14 protein-coding genes are annotated in these 19593 nt (G+C 39.8%); all 14 read left to right on the top strand.

Annotated elements, in window-relative coordinates; translation table 11 throughout:
- Positions 1-173: 173 nt before the first annotated feature.
- Complete coding sequence (locus DWX65_RS06700; RefSeq protein WP_118173108.1) at positions 174-2783, top strand: ATP-binding protein; 2610 nt, start codon at positions 174-176, stop codon at positions 2781-2783.
- Between the two features lie 17 nt (positions 2784-2800).
- Positions 2801-3745 (top strand): GTP-binding protein, encoded by a 945-nt coding sequence (locus DWX65_RS06695; RefSeq protein ID WP_118173107.1) that lies wholly within the window; start codon positions 2801-2803, stop codon positions 3743-3745.
- Positions 3746-4187: 442 nt separating this feature from the next.
- On the top strand, positions 4188-5405 hold the full coding sequence (locus tag DWX65_RS06690; protein ID WP_118173106.1) for an aspartate aminotransferase family protein: 1218 nt from the start codon (positions 4188-4190) through the stop codon (positions 5403-5405).
- A 213-nt stretch (positions 5406-5618) separates the two neighbouring features.
- On the top strand, positions 5619-6224 hold the full coding sequence (locus DWX65_RS06685) for a cytidylate kinase-like family protein (RefSeq protein WP_022243674.1): 606 nt from the start codon (positions 5619-5621) through the stop codon (positions 6222-6224).
- 12 nt (positions 6225-6236) lie between these two features.
- A complete protein-coding gene (locus DWX65_RS06680) occupies positions 6237-7760 on the top strand; it encodes an APC family permease (RefSeq protein WP_117946084.1) in 1524 nt (507 codons plus the stop codon).
- An 86-nt stretch (positions 7761-7846) separates the two neighbouring features.
- Positions 7847-9031, top strand: coding sequence for an iron-containing alcohol dehydrogenase (locus tag DWX65_RS06675; RefSeq protein ID WP_117841436.1), 1185 nt, complete (start codon positions 7847-7849; stop codon positions 9029-9031).
- A gap of 109 nt (positions 9032-9140) precedes the next feature.
- Positions 9141-9704 (top strand): helix-turn-helix domain-containing protein, encoded by a 564-nt coding sequence (locus tag DWX65_RS06670; RefSeq protein WP_117841435.1) that lies wholly within the window; start codon positions 9141-9143, stop codon positions 9702-9704.
- Positions 9705-10428: 724 nt separating this feature from the next.
- A complete protein-coding gene (gene mgtE / locus DWX65_RS06665) occupies positions 10429-11820 on the top strand; it encodes a magnesium transporter (RefSeq protein WP_118173105.1) in 1392 nt (463 codons plus the stop codon).
- Between the two features lie 32 nt (positions 11821-11852).
- Entirely contained in the window at positions 11853-12560 is a 708-nt protein-coding gene (locus DWX65_RS06660; RefSeq protein WP_022243669.1) for a YjjG family noncanonical pyrimidine nucleotidase, read from the top strand.
- Positions 12561-12589: 29 nt separating this feature from the next.
- A complete protein-coding gene (locus DWX65_RS06655) occupies positions 12590-13531 on the top strand; it encodes a helix-turn-helix domain-containing protein (protein ID WP_158564712.1) in 942 nt (313 codons plus the stop codon).
- A gap of 227 nt (positions 13532-13758) precedes the next feature.
- Positions 13759-15036: an ABC transporter substrate-binding protein gene (locus tag DWX65_RS06650; RefSeq protein WP_118173104.1), complete on the top strand. Its 1278-nt coding sequence runs from the start codon at positions 13759-13761 to the stop codon at positions 15034-15036.
- A gap of 55 nt (positions 15037-15091) precedes the next feature.
- Positions 15092-15979 (top strand): carbohydrate ABC transporter permease, encoded by an 888-nt coding sequence (locus DWX65_RS06645; RefSeq protein ID WP_118173103.1) that lies wholly within the window; start codon positions 15092-15094, stop codon positions 15977-15979.
- A gap of 3 nt (positions 15980-15982) precedes the next feature.
- Complete coding sequence (locus DWX65_RS06640) at positions 15983-16840, top strand: carbohydrate ABC transporter permease (protein WP_022243665.1); 858 nt, start codon at positions 15983-15985, stop codon at positions 16838-16840.
- Between the two features lie 16 nt (positions 16841-16856).
- A complete protein-coding gene (locus DWX65_RS06635; RefSeq protein ID WP_117946099.1) occupies positions 16857-19592 on the top strand; it encodes a GH36-type glycosyl hydrolase domain-containing protein in 2736 nt (911 codons plus the stop codon).
- The last annotated feature ends 1 nt before the right edge of the window (position 19593 follow it).

The following is a 19593-nucleotide window of genomic DNA, read 5'->3' as shown; positions in this document are numbered from 1 at the left end:
AGTTGGAAAATTAGAAAAAGACAGAAAAAAGCAGGAACACCGAAACTGGAACGGAGCTCCTGCTTTTTTGCGGCAATAAGAAAATGCTGGTGGCAGCTTCTGCAGGGATTGTTTTATTGCGAACAAACTGGATTTTATATATAATGAAGTAAAACAACTCGGGAGAAAAATTGATGGAAGCAGGAATGATTACAACAGTGCTTTTGGTGGCATGTGCAACTATATGTATTGGCGTTGGCATCTTTTACTTTTTTATTAATAATACGAAAAACAAGGGGCGGATTTGTATCCTGCTTCTGGGAATAGGAGGAGGAATCTGGGCACTGGGTTCAGCATTGTATGGAAATTGTACAGATGACAGATTGGCACAGAATTTCTTTTGCATGACAATTGTGGGCTTTAATTTATATGTCATTGCGATTGTAATTTATGTGGCGTGTCTGACTGGTGTAAAAATAAATGGATATGGTCTGATGGTTGGATTAGGAATACTGACATCTCTGGTGGATGGTGTTTCTTTTGGAAGTATGCGGATCCGCCATTTTTACAGGGTCAATGGAAGAACCTGCTTTACCACAGAATTTCATGGCAGCGTGTTTTACCACTGGCTGTATATTATGCTTTGCTTTTTGTGCTGCATCTATATTGTACTATATTGGTCGAAGAAAATTATGCGTAAAAGTCAGAGAAAATATGTGGCATATATCATTCTGGGAAATACAATTATGCTTCTTTCGGCAATTCCGGATACGGTGTTACCATTTTATGGAATTAAATCTTATCCCAGTTCGGTTTATGGCGTAACAGTTTCGTTTTTAATGACTGTATTTTTTAGTATCCGGTATGATACTTTTGGAATATCAAAATTAACAGTTTCAGATTATCTGTTTAATCAGATTGACTATGGTGTGATGGTATATGATTATCAGAGAACACATATTTTACATAATACAAATGCAGAAGTGTTGTTTGGTGCAGATGTGGAACAGCCTTTTGAAGAACTGGTAACCTGCGAGTGCAATAAGGAAGAATTTGCAGAACAGCTTTATCAGGGAAAATTAGAGCACTGCAAGGTGAAATGCCTGCAGGGCAATCAGATTTTATCGGTAACGTCTTCGATGGTCTGCGATGAATATGGCGAGATGCAGAACACTATCGTAACACTGGTGGATATTACTTACGAAGAAGAACTTTTAGAGCGGCTCCGGGTGTCAGACCGGGCGAAGACCGATTTCCTTACGAATATGTCCCATGAAATCCGTACGCCAATCAACGGTATTATGGGAATGAACAGTCTCCTGCTCCGGCAGATTGATACGCTGCCAAGGGAGAAGATTGCAGAGTATGCAGGAAATATGCAGCGGGCCAGCAGAACCTTGCTTGCTATTGTAAATGACATTTTGGACATTTCCAGAATTGAATCCGGAAAGATGGAGCTGCTTTGCGAGGGTTATGAGCTGGCATCCCTCATCAATGACTGCTATACGATAGTTGCCTCTAACTGCAAGAAAAAGAATCTGGATCTGTATATGGAAATTGATGAGAATCTTCCATCCATTTTATATGGAGATGATGTCCGTATCCGCCAGATTGTAAATAATTTCCTGTCCAATGCGGTAAAATATACGAAGCGTGGTCATGTAATTTTAAAAATTTCTTATAGCAGGATAGATGAGGAAAATATTAATCTGCGTATCGATGTAAAGGACAGTGGAATTGGAATCCGGAAGAAGGATATGGAGAATCTTTTTCAGAATTTTACCAGGCTGGAGGAACATAAGAACCGGAATATTCAGGGAACCGGACTGGGATTGAGCCTGACGAAACGTCTGGTAGATATGATGCACGGAGAAGTACAGGTAGAAAGCCAGTATGGTGAAGGCTCAACATTTACGGCAATCATACCGCAGAAGGTCATCTGTCTGGATGGAGTAGGAGATATGAAGCAGATATTTGAAAACTACGAATTATCTGCGGCATTGCAGAAAGAGGTTCCGCAGTTTAAGGGCGCACATATTCTGGTGGTTGATGATATGGAAATGAACCGTATCGTAGCAAGGGAGATGCTGCTGCAGACTGGTGCAATCGTGGATGTGGCAGGCAGTGGAGAAGAAGGGCTGACTCTGATGAAAGAGCAGCACTATGATCTTATTTTCATGGATCAGATGATGCCGGATATGGATGGCATTGCCACCTTTGAGGAAATGAAGCGAATGAATCATCAGAATAAAACTACACCGGTAATTGCCATGACAGCCAATGCGGTAAAAGGAGCAAAGGAAATGTATCTGCAGCAGGGATTTGCAGATTATATTTCGAAGCCAATTTTTGAAGAGAAGATGTGGAAGATACTGGAACGTTTTCTGGCGGATAAGCAGACAGATACAGTGGAAAAGCAAAATTCTGACGGTGGAGCAGAAGAAAATAAGAAATTATTACAGGAGCGTTTTCCATACCTTGACACCGAGCAGGGAATGTCCGTATGCATGGAAGACGAAGATTTTTATCTTAAGATATTAAAAGATTATCTGAAAGATGAGATGGTGGATACTCTGCAGCAGGATTATGAGGCAGGGGCCTGGGCACAGTATCAGATTCATGTGCATGGACTGAAAAATGTGTCTGCGAATATCGGAGCCATGGAGCTGTCCGAGCAGTTTAAGGGATTAGAGTATGCCATCAAGAATCATGACATTCCGGATACGGATTATATCCGAAGTCATCATGATAAAGTAATGGAGGCATACCAGGAGCTCTTGCGGCGGCTGGAGCGGGATGTCTGAGAAGGAGGAAGACAAACATGGTAAAAATCGACTTAATTACCGGCTTTTTAGGTTCCGGTAAAACAACATTTATAAGAAAATACGCCCAGTATCTGATGAAACAGGGCATGAATATTGGAATCTTGGAGAATGACTATGGCGCAGTAAATGTGGACATGATGCTGCTGCAGGATTTGATGGGAGATAGCTGTGAGCTGGAAATGGTAGCCGGAGGCTGTGATAAGGACTGCCACAGAAGACGTTTTAAGACAAAGCTAATCGCCATGGGCATGTGCGGATATGACAGGGTGCTGGTGGAGCCATCCGGAATTTTTGATGTGGATGAATTCTTTGATGCACTGCGGGAAGAACCACTGGATCAATGGTATGAGATTGGAAATGTAATTACAATTGTAGATGCCAAGCTGGAAAAAGAGTTGTCTGATGAGGCAGATTTCATTCTGGCATCAGAGGTGGCAGATGCAGGCTGCATTCTATTAAGCCATGCCGATGAAGCTACAGCAGAAGAAATGGATGCAACGGTTGCACACATCAACGAAGCCTTGGAGAAGATTCACTGTAAGAGAAGACTGGAAAAAGAGATTCTGCGTAAGAGTACACCGCAGCTTACTTCGGAAGATTTACACTGGATTATGAGCAGCGGCTATGTGATGGAAAATTATGAGAAAATGGACCTGGAGGAACACTCCGGTTTCGAGTCCCAGTATTTTATGAATGTACCTATGACGGCAGAAAAATTGCAGAAGGTCGCAAAAGAAATCTTAGAAGACAGCTCCTGCGGAGCAGTATTTCGGATTAAGGGATTTATAAAAGCAGAAGATAATTCCTGGATACAACTCAATGCTACCCACAACGGAGTGCGGATGGAACCGATTCAGGAAGGTCAGGAAGTCATTATTGTAATCGGAGAGCATTTGCGTCGGGAAAGAATTGATGCATATATCGGAGTAGAGAGTGTATAAAGACAAAACGATACTATAGTGTACGAATGAATAATACAAATGTACAATATAATACACAAAGTAACACAATATATTCTATTAATTCTAACGAACAGACTGAAAAAAGCAGAAAAAACAGGAAAATGCAACTTTTTGTAAAAAAATATTGACAGAGCAAAAAAGACGTGATATTGTATAACTGTTCAAAATAATAGACAAACAAAAGCGAAGGCGCTTACCAATCGGTAAGTGCCTTTTTTACTTTACAGGAAATTGCTTTCCTGTAAAGTAAAAAACGCTCCGCGAGGATGCGCACTGCGGCGTATAAGGTAGATGTCGCAAGCGACCGACGCAGGCGCGAGAATGTGCCGAGGCACATTCATTGTTCCGTCGATTGAACAAAACAAACCGGTTTAAAGAGAAAACAAAAAAGAGTAAAGAAAATGTCAAGGAGGATTCGATTATGAAATTAAAAGACACAGGATTAAGCGTACAGGACATTAAAGATAAAGTAAATAAATATATGATTGAAACATATGAGCGTTTCGATTTCCTGGCTGAGACAGCAGAGGGCATGTACCTCTATGATGAGAAAGGAACACCATATCTTGACTTCTATGCAGGAATCGCTGTTAACAATGCAGGAAACCGTAACCCGAAGGTAGTAGCAGCAGTAAAAGATCAGGTAGATGATATCATGCATACCTTCAACTATCCATATACCATTCCACAGGCACTGTTAGCAGAAAAAGTTTGTAAGACCATTGGCATGGATAAAATTTTCTATCAGAACTCCGGAACAGAAGCCAATGAAGCAATGATTAAAATGGCCCGTAAATATGGAATTGAAAAATACGGTCCAAATAAATATCATATCGTAACTGCTAAAATGGGATTCCACGGAAGAACATTTGGAGCAATGTCAGCAACCGGTCAGCCGGGAAATGGCTGCCAGGTAGGATTCGGACCAATGACTTACGGATTCTCCTATGCACCATACAATGACCTGGAGGCATTTAAAAATGCATGTACCGAAAATACAATCGCAATCATGATTGAACCGGTACAGGGTGAAGGCGGAGTACATCCGGCAACCATGGAATTCATGAAAGGCTTAAGAGAGTTTTGTGATGAGAAAGGAATGCTCTTATTATTAGATGAGGTACAGACCGGATGGTGCAGAACCGGTGCGGTAATGTCCTATATGAATTATGGCGTAAAACCGGATATCGTATCCATGGCAAAAGGTCTTGGCGGCGGAATGCCAATCGGTGCAATCTGTGCAACGGAAGAGGCCGCCAAAGCATTTACACCTGGTTCCCATGGAACAACCTTTGGTGGACATCCAATCAGCTGTGCAGCAGCTTTAGCTGAGGTAGGAGAGCTCTTAGACAATGACTTAGCCGGAAATGCAAAGAAGATGGGAGATTATTTCTCAGCAAAATTAGAAAAATTACCACATGTCAAAGAAGTAAGACATCAGGGCTTATTAGTTGGTGTAGAATTTGATGATACCATTTCCGGTGTAGATGTAAAACATGGCTGCTTAGACAGAAAGCTTCTGATTACAGCTATCGGTGCACATGTCATTCGTATGGTGCCACCACTTATCGTATCCGCAGAAGACTGCGACAAGGCATATGCAATCATTGAAGAAACGGTAAAATCACTGGAAAAGTAAGAAATTTAGGAATCCGTGTCCTTCAAACCGGGCACCGGAAGAATAACAGAAAGATAAAAATAAGAAATAGAAAAGACGAGGATGTCACAGAAAATAAGTGTGCCCTCGTCTTTTTTATGCAGATAGTTGCCAGGCATCCATACGAAGCTGCCGGTGGCAGGTTCTGCAGATGAGAAAAAAACGTTTGTATATACATTAAGGAAGGGAAGCAAAATGGAACATCTTGTTATTACAATAGGATGCGAATATGGCGCAAAAGGAAATCAGATTGGGAAAAAGGTTGCACAGGATTTGGGCATCAAGTTTTATGACCGTGAAACGGTAGATGAGATTATCAAAGAAGTAGGAATTCCCAAAGATATTATGGAAAAGGTAGAAGAAGGAGTGACCATTGCAGGTAAAGGAGCAGAAGGCGATGTCAGGGGTTCTTTCTCCAAATATGCTGATTTGACAGAACGTGCAATTCACGTCCAGAAAACAATTATTCGAAAACTCGCAGCAAGAGAGTCCTGTGTGATTATAGGACGTTCTGCTGATTATATTTTAAAAGAACAGAAACCAATATTACGCATTTTCATTTATGCACCGGACGAAATCCGGATAAAGAATGTAATGGAAAGCCACAATCTTTCGGCAGATGATGCAAAATTGCTGATTGTGGAAAAAGATAAACGTTATCACAAAAGACATATGGCACTGACCGGAAGCAACCGTGGAGACAGACATAACAGGGATATGCTGATTAACAGTGATTTACTGGGTGTGGATGGAACTGCACAGTTGATTGAAGAAGTAGCCGGAAAAGTATTTCAGGAATAGGAGGTAGTAAATATGGAACAGAAGAAAACAGAATTCAATAAAGTATTTAATGCCTGGGATATTCTTGTCATTGCATTTGGTGCCATGATTGGATGGGGCTGGGTCGTATCCTCCGGTGGCTGGATTCAGAAAGGCGGAGTTCTTGGAGCAGCTCTCGGATTTGTTCTTGGTGGAATCATGATATTCTTTGTGGGATTGACTTATGCAGAACTTACAGCAGCCATGCCACAGTGTGGTGGTGAGCATGTGTTCAGTTACCGGGCAATGGGCTCAAATGGTTCCTTTATCTGTACATGGGCAATCGTCCTGGGATATGTTGGAGTTACCTGCTTTGAAGCATGTGCATTTCCAACGATTCTGACCTATCTCTGGCCGGGATTTTTAAAGGGATATCTTTATACGGTAGCTGGATTTGATATCTATGCTTCCTGGCTGATTGTAGCAATTATCGTTGCATTTTTAATTATGATAATAAACATTTTTGGAGCCAAAACAGCAGCTATTTTACAGACCATTCTTACTATTATCATTGGTGGAGCAGGGATTTTGTTGATTGTTGCATCCGTCATCAACGGAAGTGTAGATAATCTTAACGGACAGATGTTTGCCGGCACATCAACTGGAGGTGGAATCAAGGCAGTACTCAGTGTTGCGGTGTTATCTCCATTTTATTTTATCGGATTTGATGTTATCCCGCAGGCAGCAGAGGAAATCAATGTTCCACCGAAGAAAATTGGAAAAATGCTGATATTATCTGTTGTACTGGCAGTGCTGTTTTACTCACTGGTTATCATTGCAGTAGGTCTGGTATTAAAGCCGGATGCCATTGCAGCATCACAGACAGGAACCGGTCTTGTAACCGCAGATGCCATGGCAGTAGCGTTTAAAACATCGGTCATGGCAAAAGTAATTATTGTTGGTGGAATGTGCGGAATCATTACTTCCTGGAACTCCTTTATGATTGGTGGTTCCCGTGCTTTATATTCCATGGCAGAATCCTATATGATTCCAAGAACTTTTGCAAAACTTCATCCAAAGCATAAGACCCCGTTAAATGCATTAATCCTGATGGGAATTCTTACGATGTTAGCACCGTTTGCGGGACGTGTCATGATGGTATGGATTTGTGATGCAGGTAACTTTGGATGCTGTCTTGCCTATTGTATGGTATCCATTTCATTTTTGATTTTAAGAAAGAAAGAACCGGATATGCCTCGTCCGTATAAAGTGCCTGGTTATAAATTTGTGGGTGTAATGGCAGTCTTAATGTCAGGATTTATGGTATGCATGTACTGCATTCCGGGAACCGGCGGCAGCCTGATTCTTCCGGAGTGGTTGATGGTTGGAGCCTGGAGCTTGCTTGGAGTTGTATTCTTTGTAATCTGTAAAAAGAAATACAAAGAGTCCTTTGGCAGTCTGGTACAGCTTATTTCAGATGAAGATGCAGCAACATTGATGCCGGAGGCAGATGATGTGGAGCTGGATCAGGTAATCGATGTGGCAATCGACCGTGTATTGGCGCGGCTGGCAGGATAATGGAATGTATAGAGTAAAGAAAGCAGAATATAGAAAAGTCGAGTAGTAAGTTCTGAAAATACCGACAGAAAATGAGAGGAAAAGCTATGAACGAATTTAATTTTTCAGTACCACAGAATATTATCGTAGGAAGAGGCTCTATGGCAAAGCTTCCGGAAGTTGCAAAAAAAATGGGTGGAAAGCATGCGTTTATCATATCCGGACCGCATCTTAAGAAGATGGGGCTGGTGGAGAAAGCTGCAGAATCTTTAAGAGCCGAAGGAATTTTGGTGGATGACTTTACGGATATCGAAGGAAATCCTTCCGTTACAACCGTAGAAGCAGCGACAGAAGCATTTCAGGCTTCCGGGGCAGACTTTATCGTAGCTTTTGGCGGCGGTTCTCCGATGGATGTAGCCAAGGCAGTCGGTGTAGTAGCAAAGTACGGTGGAAGCATTACCGAATATGAAGGAGCACATAAAGTTCCGGGCAAAATTATTCCATTGGTGGCACTGCCGACTACAGCAGGAACCGGTTCTGAGGTAACGGCATTTTCTGTAATTACCGACCACAGCAGAGACTATAAACTGACGGTATTTTCTTATGAACTGCTGCCGGCATATGCTATTCTGGATGCAGACCTGATTACAACGGCACCAGCCAGTGTGGCGGCAGCCTGCGGAATTGATGCATTTATCCATGCAGAAGAGGCGTATATTTCAACTGCGGCTTCTCCATTTTCCGATGCCATGGCAGAAAAAGCAATGGAGCTCATCGGAGAAAATATCCGGAGATTTGTAGCAAACCGCACTGATGTGGAGGCGGCAGAAGCAATGATGGTAGGATCGCTGTTTGCAGGAATTGCATTTTCTTTTGCGAGACTTGGAAATGTGCATGCCATGAGCCATCCGGTCAGCGCATTCTTTGATGTGCCGCACGGAGTTGCCAATGCAGTATTACTTCCGGTAGTAGCGGAGTATAATGCCTTGGCTGACCATGGAAGATATTATAAAATTTATAATTACATCAGTGAAATTCCGGCCTATGAAGATGAATTTGAACCGATGATGTTAGTGGATGCCATCCGTTCCTTATGCAAAGCCATCGGAATTCCGGCAAATCTTACGGAAGCCATCAATCAGGCAGGCAAAACAGGAAGCATCAGCCGGGAGACCATCGAAGAGAAAATAGAAGCAATGGCAGCAGATGCCATGAAGAGCGGCAATATTGCAGTGAACCCACGGTCATCCCGTCAGTGTGATATAGAAATGTTATACCGCAAGGCACTGTAAAACAGATATCTTTATCAAAAACATCGGTTAATATCATAAAAATTTGATGCGAAAAGTTTGATGTAAAAAATTTGAAGTGGAAGTTTCAAATGGAAAGCGAGGAAAATGTATGGATTACCTGTCACACAATGTATCGGAAAATTTAAAGAGACTGCGTCAGTCCAAGGGGATGAGTCTTGATCAGGTGGCAGAGCAGACCGGTGTAAGTAAGAGTATGCTGGCACAGATTGAAAAGGGAACGGCAAATCCATCATTGGGTGTGCTTGGAAAGATTACAAGCGGACTGCGGATTGAATTTCAGACTTTAATTGAAGCTCCCCGTGTGGATTTCTGTCTGGTGAAGCCGGAAGAAATGATTCCAACCAAGGAACTGGAGGGACAGTATAAGGTCTTTACCTGCTTTCCATTTGAGGACTCCCAGTCCGTAGAAATCTACCGGATTGACGTAGAGCCGGGCGGTGTATACACCAGTGGAAGCCACGGCGAGCGGACGAGAGAATATATTACGGTAATCGACGGCACGCTGACCATAGAATGCCATGACCACAGCCAGAAGGTGGAAAAGAGCCAGGTCTACAAATTTGAAACAGACCAGCCGCACATTTACCGGAATGAAGGAAGTGAGAGAGCAAGCTGTATGTGCTTTTTCTTAGACTATACAAATATTCGATAAATATAGCAGGCAATTGCGAAAGAGAGATAGATTTTGCACGGAAAATATTACGTTGATTCACAGAGGATTATCTTTATCCGATATGAAATGCCAACAGTTCTTAGAATGCGGGGTTTTCTTGCTTGTAAATTGTCTTTCCGCTTGCTTTGTCAGAATCGCTGCACTGTCCGTCGAGAGCAGATGCCCCTAACAGCCCTTATCAGGCATCTGTACTTCGACGAACCGTGCAGTTATTCTGACAAACATTGGAAAGACTGTTTTTATAACAAAAAGAAAACCCCGCATTTTAGAACTGTGGTATTTCGTAGCGAAAGAAAATCCACTGCGAATCAACGTAATATTATTGTGGCAACTCTTCTCAATCCCTCATTCACAATTGCCTGGAATATTTATGGAAGAAATAGAATAAAAATATATATTTTACAAAGATTATACAAATATCAGACAAAGCAAATCTTGACTTGATTCATTCCGAGGATTAGAATGGAAAAAGAGAATGAATCAGGAGGTGAAATGCATGGACAGTTGCGACAGTACTGGGCGAAGTAGTATCTGCGGTAGCAGACAGAAGATGATTTTGGCGCAATTGGCCATGGATTTCTGATAAGAATCCAGACAGGACAATTGCTCTTTTTACGCTGGAAATGCGCTGTGTGTTTCCTGTAATTGTGAGGGTATCATCTGTGCTGCTGCTGCAGGAAAATGATGTAAGGAGGCAGAAGCAGTGGACGAGAAATTAAAAGAGCAGAATTATGTAGAAGAGTTAATAGAGATTATCCGCAGTACAAAGAGTAATGAGGAATTGCGGGATAAATTATCCGATTATCATGAAAATGATATTGCGGATGCATTTGTGCGTCTGGATGAAGAAGAACGAAAGAGATTGTACCCAATCCTGGGAGCGGAACAGGTTGCGGAAATCTTTACTTATATTGATGACCCGGATTTATATCTGAATGAATTGGATCTGGATAAAGCGGCACGGGTTATTTCCTATATGGACTCCGATGATGCGGTAGATGTCTTAGACGAACTGGACGATTCCAAGCAGGCACAGCTGGTAGAATTGCTGGATGAAGAATCCAGTCATGATATTAAGATGATTCAGTCCTATGAGGATGATGAAATTGGTAGCAAGATGACCACGAACTTTATCGTGATTAAAAATGACCTTACCATCCGGCAGGCCATGCGGGAGCTGATTCGTCAGGCGGGAGAAAATGATAACATTTTGACAGTTTATGTTACTGATGAAGCAGGCAAATTCTATGGAGCCATCGATTTAAAGGACTTAATCATTGCCCGTGAAAATAATGCACTGGAAGATATCATCAGCACATCCTATCCGTATTTGCGTGATCATGAACAGATTAGTGAATGTATTGAGCGAATGAAGGACTATGCAGAGGACTCCATTCCGGTACTGGATGAAAATGATGAAATCTTAGGTGTTATCACATCTCAGGATATCGTAGAAGTTGTGGATGATGAGATGGGTGATGACTACGCAAAGTTAGCAGGTCTGACCGCCGAAGAAGATTTACAGGAAACGCTGATAGAGAGTATGAAGAAACGTCTGCCATGGCTGATTATCTTGCTGGTACTTGGCATGGGCGTATCTTCTGTAGTTGGAATTTTTGAGACCGTTGTAGCCGTAATTCCAATTGTCATGTGTTTCCAGTCGCTGATACTTGACATGGCAGGAAATGTCGGAACACAGTCGCTGGCTGTAACCATTCGTGTACTGGTAGATGAAAATCTTACGTCAAAACAGAAGCGTCATCTGGTAGGAAAAGAAATGCGTGTTGGATTTATGAACGGACTTTTTCTGGGGATACTGGCATTTTCCTTTATCGGATTATATGTCTGGCTGTTAAAGAATAATCCGGTGAGTCATGCATTTATTATTTCAGGATGCGTGGGTCTTGCACTGATGATAGCAATGGTAATATCAAGCCTTGTGGGAACCTTGATTCCAATGCTTTTTCATAAGATTAAGATTGATCCGGCAGTGGCATCCGGTCCATTGATTACCACAATTAATGACCTGGTAGCAGTAGTAACCTATTATGGATTAGTCTGGCTGCTGTTGATAGATGTATTGCATTTTGCATAGCATAAAACCTTAGGATGATGAGGAAATAAAGGATGAATAAAATCCAGAATATAAAAGTCCTTTTTTGGGATATTGATAATACACTGCTTGATTTTGATGCGGGAGCAGAAGATTCCATGAAACAGGCATTTGCAGATTTGGGGCTGGAGTTTAAACCGGAAATGTTTAATGTTTTTCAGGAAGAAAATCATATTATCTGGGACAAAATCGAAAAGGGTGAATTATCAAGGGAAGACCTTCCCTATGTCCGCTGGCAGATTATATTAAAACGGCTGGGATTAAAAGCCGATGGTGTGGCAATGGAGCATGTGTTCCGAAGCTACCTTCATAATAGTGCAGTGCCGGTGAGCGGTGCATTGGAAACATTGGAAGCTTTAGCAGGAAAATACATATTCTGTGCAGCAAGTAACGGACCGTATGAGCAGCAGCTAAACCGTCTGGAACGAGGCGGCATGCGTAAATATTTTACACATTGCTTTGTTTCGGAAAAGGTTGGCGTAGAGAAACCGAGCCTTCGTTTTTTTGAAAAATGTATGGAGGAATTGCCTGGAATTGAACCGGAAGAATGCCTGATGATAGGTGATTCCCTGACAGCAGATATTGCAGGAGGACATGCTGCAGGACTTAAAACCTGTTGGTATCATCCGGAAGATGCCATAACCAATGAAAAATTAAGAGAGTTAGAGCAGCAGGCAGATTACAGAGTAGAAAAATTGGTGGATTTGACAAAAAAATTATAGCTTGGATGGGAGAGATTAACAGGAGAAAAATGGAAGACAGGAAAGAAATTATAAAAATCAAAGAACCCATATCAACTGCAAATAAGTTTCACTCTTCGGAGCTTTTTTATATTGAAGAGGCAAAATTACCGTTCTCAGCAGGAATTTATACTTTAGCGGGGTGTGCGATGCACTGGCATCATTCATGGGAAATTTTGTGCCAGTTAGAGGGTGAAGCATATGTAAGATTTGGTGGGGAGAAGATTATTTCAAGACCAGGCGACATCACGGTCATTTCTGGGGAAGAACCACATGAAACGGAAAAAATTACAAAGCGACATAAAATATTGTTGTTACAGTTTCAAATGGAACCTGTTTTACCCTATTTTTCTGTGGCAAAGGAATATCAACACATTCCAAGTATATTATTAGATCCGTTTCGAAAAGTTGGACATTTTAATTTGAGAAGTAAAAAAGTAGAATCCATTATGTGGAAAATAGAGGGAGAATATAAAAAGAAGATTTTGGGATATGAGATTCGGATACCTGCGTATATTATGGAACTAATGGTATACTTTATGCGAAATGATTATATTTGTGCCAGAAGACCTGCGACAGAAGTTATGATAGCCTTGGAAAAAATCAGACCTGCGTTGTCTTACATAGAAGAAAATTATCAAAATCATATAGAGTTACAAAATGTAGCAGAATTGTGTTGCATGAGTATGTATACATTTTGCAGAGTGTTTAAACAGGCAACAGATTATACATTTGTAGAGTATTTAAATCATATCCGATTAAAATCTGCAGAAAAATTATTGCTTTCCACAAAACTCCCCATCAGTGAAGTGGCATATGAATCTGGTTTCTCGGGATTGAGCTATTTTAACCGGAAGTTTAAGGAAGTATATTCTATGGGACCAAGCAGATACCGTAAAATAAGTGGAAATGAAGAAATAAACTGTGAGGGTTATCATCATTCCAGAATTTAAAATATAGTAGTATATAAAGGAGACGAAATATACAAAATGTGATTAGTATATTTCGTCTTTTTTTTATTAAAAATGTCTCGCGCAAAATAGTGCAAAAATAAAGCAAGAATGAAATTGAATCATGAATATAAAATCGTTATATTTAAACTACAAAAAGCAAGGAGAATAAAGTAAAAGGCGCCAGGGGAGAAGAACAAAAAAGTATTAGTGTAAAAGGAGGAAAAAGAATGAAGAGATTAGTTGCAGTACTGTTGTGTATGACAATGGCAGTATCAATTACAGCTTGTGGTAACTCTGAAACAGAAAATAACAAAGTAGCAGGAACAGAAGCCGGAGATAAACCGGAAAGCATTAGCGTTATTTGTACAACCGACGAAGAAGGACTTTATGAGTATGCTGGAAAGAAGTACGAAGAAATGTATGGTGTAAAAGTGAATCTGATTTGTCAGTCCTATGATAGTACACACGAAAAAATTACTACAACATGGACCGGTGGAGGCGATGCGGATGTTTGCTATGTAGATATTCCATGGGTTGCAGAATTTGAAAGTAAGGGAGTAACCATAGACTTAAGTGAATATATGGATGAAGATGTAAAAAACAGTTTGATTGAGAGTTCGTTAAATCAGATGATTTATAATGGAAAAACAGAAGCAATTCCGTTTGCAAATGGTGGAAAATGGATGTTTTATAATAAGCAGATGTTAGCGGATGCTGGATATGAGGAGCCACCAAAAACATGGGATGAATTAAAAGAAATGTCTCAGGATATGATGGATAAAGGCATTTGCAAGTATGGTATTGCGTGGGGAGCATCCCAGGCAGAAGGTTTGATTTGTGATTTGACAACCATGATTTACAGTTTTGGCGGAACATGGCAGAAAGAAGATGGCTCATTTGACATCAACAGTGAAAGTGCAAATAATGCAGTACAGTTTATGTATGATTCGATGCAGGATGGATGGGCAGATCCAGCATCAATTACCTACACGGACAGAGATTGCCTGGATCCATTCATGGCAGGAGATACAGCATTTGTTATGAATTGGGCTTATGTGTATGGATATGCAAATAATCCAGAAAATTCTACTGTTGCAGGAAATGTAGATGTATGTTTAATGCCTGGAACTGATAAAGCAGAAAGTGCTTCAGTAACTGGTGGCGGTGGCTTCGGAGTATTATCTACCTCAAAATATCCGGAGTATGCATATAAATATATTGAGTTATTTACTAGTGAGGATATTCAGAAATATGCATATGAGAATTATAATGTACTGCCGACAATTGATGCATTATATAAAGATGAGAATCTGGTGACTGAACATGAAGAGCTGGCTAAGTTTTATCCGCAGTTTGCAACAGCTCATCCAAGACCTCAGCTTGCTGATTATAGTGAGTGGTCTAATACAGTACAACCATTATTTTCGGCAGCGCTGTCAGGTTCAACTTCAATAGAGGATGCACTAAATCAGGCAGAAGAAGTATCAGAAAGTTTTGTGAATTAAATAGAGAATGGCAGGTAGGTAAACTGCCTGCCATTTTTAATATGAGGGTAAGAATATGAAGAGGAAGAATAAATCAAGTATATCACAAGCACGAACTGCTTATGGGATGATTACTCCTGCCATGCTGATTATCATGGGATTAGGATTATTTCCTGTTTTGTTTACATTGTGGTTCAGCTTAAATGATGTAAATCCAGGTAGTCTTGCAACGAAATTTGTTGGATTAAAGAATTATGCAGAAGTTATGAGTACCCATGCATTTTGGAATTCTTTAAAAATTACTTTATATTTTTCAGTTGTATCAGTGATAATTCAGATTATATTGGGAACACTTACAGCATTATTGCTGAATCAAAATTTTAAGGGAAGAGGCTTTGTGCGTGGAATTATTCTGATTCCATGGGCAGTGCCAACGATTGTAAATGCAAATTTGTGGAAATGGATTTTTAATGCGAACGCAGGAATTTTGAATAAAGTATTATTAAAATTACATTTGATAGATGAAAATATAGTCTGGCTTGGAAGTGGTAAGCTTGCAATTAATATGATTATATTATCAGATACATGGAAGATGCTTCCACTTGTTATCATTATGCTGCTTGCAGGACTCCAGACCGTGTCTAATGATGCAAAGGAGGCATCAATTATAGACGGGGCAAATGCATGGCAGAGATTTAAAGTAGTGTATTTTCCTGCATTAAAGCCAATGTATATAGTGGTTCTTGTTTTGCGTACAATTCAGACGATTCGAGTTTTTGATATTGTATATTCGTTGACGTCAGGTGGACCAAATGACAGTACACAGGTAGTAAGCTTTTATGCGTATCATGAAATCTTTGATTACTTACATTATGGTAAAGGTTCGGCAATATGCGTAATTATAGCAGTTGTTATATTGTTATTGAGCCTTCTTTACCTGAAAGCAGGAAAAACGGAGGATTAAGATATGAATCGAACGGTAAAGAGAAGAATAGGAAGGATATTATTATATTTGGCAGTGATATTATTGGTTCTTTGGACGCTATTGCCAATTATCTGGATGTTTATATCCAGTATCATATCAGAAAATGAATTGTTAAGTAGTGACAAAATACTGCCTACATCAATTACCTGGGAACGATACAAAATGTTATTGTGGGATAAAAATCCAACAAAACAAGTTGAAGTATTCCGAATGGCAATAAAAAACAGTTGCATTGTTGCGGGTACAACAACAGTAATTAGTCTTGTATTAGGTGCAGTGGCATCCTATGCGTTTGCAAGATTACGCTTTCGAATGAAAAAACCAATGTTATTTGGAGTAATGTTTTTTCAGCTGCTACCACCAATTGCATTGGTAATACCGTATTATATCATGATTAGCCGGATGGGGCTGCTGGATCATTTGGGAACATTAATATTAATTAATACAAATGCAGTTCTTGCCTATGTAATCTGGGTCTTGAACGGATATTTTAAATCGGTTCCATTTGAACTTGAAGAAGCAGGACGGGTAGATGGTTGTAGTTGGAATCAGGTGTTTTGGAAAATTATTATGCCAACAGCATTACCGGGGTATGTTGCAGTAGGTGTTCTTGCATTCCTTATGGCATGGGATGAATTTCTGTACGCATTAATTTTTACTACATCAAAAACTTCGAAGACATTAACGGTTGCGGTATCAGAGTTTGGAACAAAGTATGGAATTGATTATGGAATGATGATGACTGCAGGATTGCTGGCTACAGTTGTACCAATGGTATTAGCACTAATTTTCCAAAGATATATTGTAGGAGGATTAACGGCAGGAGCGGTTAAGGGTTAAGAAAAAGGAGTAAAGAATGGAACACGGATTTAAGTGGAATTTTATTGACAAAAAAGGGACTTTTGTTTGTGAAAATGCCCGGGAAGTAAATCAATTATATTTTCCTATATGCAATGAGGCTGGAATGAAAGCATCGGTGACACCCTGCTTAAATGGAGATGCCAAAAAGAATCAAAATGAATTTTTGTATCTGCCAGTTTCAGTAGAGGACTTACATAATAATCGTTCTGGAAGAAATTTCTGGGTTTATACAAAAGAGCAGGGAGCATTTTCTGTGGTGGGAAATTCTGCAAGACAGAGAGCGGAGCATTGCTTTAAAGATGAAGAAAAATGGAATAAAATAGAGTGCGGTTTGCTATATCACAGCTTGTATTATGCAATCCCTGAATTGAAATTAAACTGCATTTTTACAACGTTTTGTCCGGCAAATGAGGATGTAGTAGAAATTAACAGGGTTATTCTGGAAAATTACGGGTCAGAAATTCTGGAATTTGTGCCAACAGCGGCATTTCCTATTTTTGGACGATCGGCAGATAATTTAAGAGATCATAGACATGCAACATCACTGATGCAGAGAATAACATTGGAAGAAAACGGGATTGTTGTAAAGCCAACGATACACCATGATGAAAGAGGTCATGAACCGAATGATACAAGTTATTTTGTATATGGATCAGATGAAAGCGGGCAGGCAGCAGTAGAAATGTTCCCTACAGTAGAGGAGTTTATTGGAAAGGGAGGAACATTAGACTGGCCTGGAACAGTAGTAGAAAATAGTATACCAGAACATGATATGACATATCGGAAAGATGGTATGGAATGCATTGGCGCAATGCGTTTTGCAAAGGTACGGTTAGCACCAGGCGAAAAAAAAGAATATATTATCTGCGCTGGAATTACTGAAAAAGAAAATTTTAACAAGGAGTTTGAAAAGTATAACAGTAAAGAAAAGGTTGAAGCTGCGTGGAAACAAAATGAAGAGCATTGGAATGGAGAAGCTGACAAGATAAAATTTCAAGGCAATTCAGATAAGTTTGATGGCTGGTTAAGGTGGGTAAGTATACAGCCTGTTTTAAGAAAAATATATGGTTGTTCATTTCTTCCATATCATGATTATGGAAGAGGTGGTCGCGGGTGGAGAGATTTGTGGCAGGATTATCTGACATTATTATTACAAAATCCAATGCGGGTTCGAAGTGTTTTTGTTCATAACATGAAAGGTGTCAGACTGGATGGAAGTAATGCAACTATTATTTTGGATGGTGAGGGCAATTTTCAGGCAGACAGAAACAAAATATCCAGAGTTTGGATGGATCATGGTGTCTGGCCATTATTTACACTGTTGTTATATATGAATCAAACTGGAGATATTTCTATTTTAGATGAAGAAGTGTCTTACTGGAAAGATGCACAAATTGAAAGAGCGAAAAGGATTGACACAAATTGGAAAAAAGAAGATGGAAATAGTCAAAAGACAAAGGATGGTGAATGTTATACCGGAACAATATTAGAGCATTTACTTTTAGAAAATTTAATTTGCAGCTTAAATATTGGAGAACACGGGAATATAAAGCTTGAAGATGGGGATTGGAATGATCAGTTGGATATGGCTCCGGATAAAGGGGAAACAATACCATTTACGGCTTTTTATGGAAAAAATATATGTGATATAGCAGATTTACTTGAGATTCAAATAGAGAAGGAAGACCGAAAAACGATTTCTGTATTTGAAGAAATGGAAATACTGCTTGAGGGATTAAAGGAAAAGGAACCCCAAAAAGAAGTGGAAGTATTAAAGAAATATTATGAACACATAAGATTTGGAATAAGCGGAAAAAAGAAAAAAATACCGGTTTTAGAATTAAAAGATATGTTGCGCTGGAAAGGAAAACAATTATTACAGCAGGTCCGAGAAAATGAATGGATTGAATTATCATCAAAAGAAGGCTTTTTTAATGGTTATTATAATAATAATGGAAATGCAGTTGATGGAATTCTTGGAGATGGAAAATTGCGATTTGGATTGACAGCCCAGACCTTTTCTATTATGTCAGGGGCGGCGACGGATGAACAGGTTCAAAAAACAATACATGCTGTAAATAATTATCTTCCGGATAAAAATACCGGAGGAATCAGGCTGACGTTACCATTGGGAGATAATACCTGGAATTTTGGAAGAGGATTTGCACTTATTTATGGAGAAAAAGAAAATGGTGGCATGTTTAGCCATATGACAACTATGTATGCTTATGCGTTATATAGCAGAGGGTATGTAAGGGAAGGTTATCAGATTATAAAATCTATTTATGAACTTTCTACAAATACACAAATAGCACAAATATATCCTGGTGTGCCGGAGTATATCAGTAGCAGAGGAAGGGGAATGTATTCTTATGTTACTGGTGCAGGAAGCTGGACAATTTTTCTAATGCTGACACAGGTATATGGCATACGTGGGCAACTTGGAGACTTATTAATTGAACCAAAACTAGTAAAGGAGCAGTATGATTCCGGTGAAGTTTTAACAGTAGACACATTATTTGCGGAAAAAGAAGTATGTGTTTCTTTTTATAACAGAAAATATTTGGATTATGGAGAATATCAGTTGGGAGAACTTAGCATAAATGGAGAAGTATGGAAGAATCAGATAAATAGTACCTCTGTTGTGCTACATCAGGCTGAACTGGAAGAAAAGCTTATAGCAGGTAGGAAAAATCAAATTTGTATCGAATTAGTGGAAAGGAAGGGATGAT

It is taken from the genome of Roseburia sp. AF20-18LB (assembly GCF_003461185.1).
Classification (GTDB): Bacteria; Bacillota; Clostridia; order Lachnospirales; family Lachnospiraceae; genus Roseburia_C; species Roseburia_C amylophila.
This window is presented reverse-complemented; position numbering and strand designations above follow the sequence as displayed.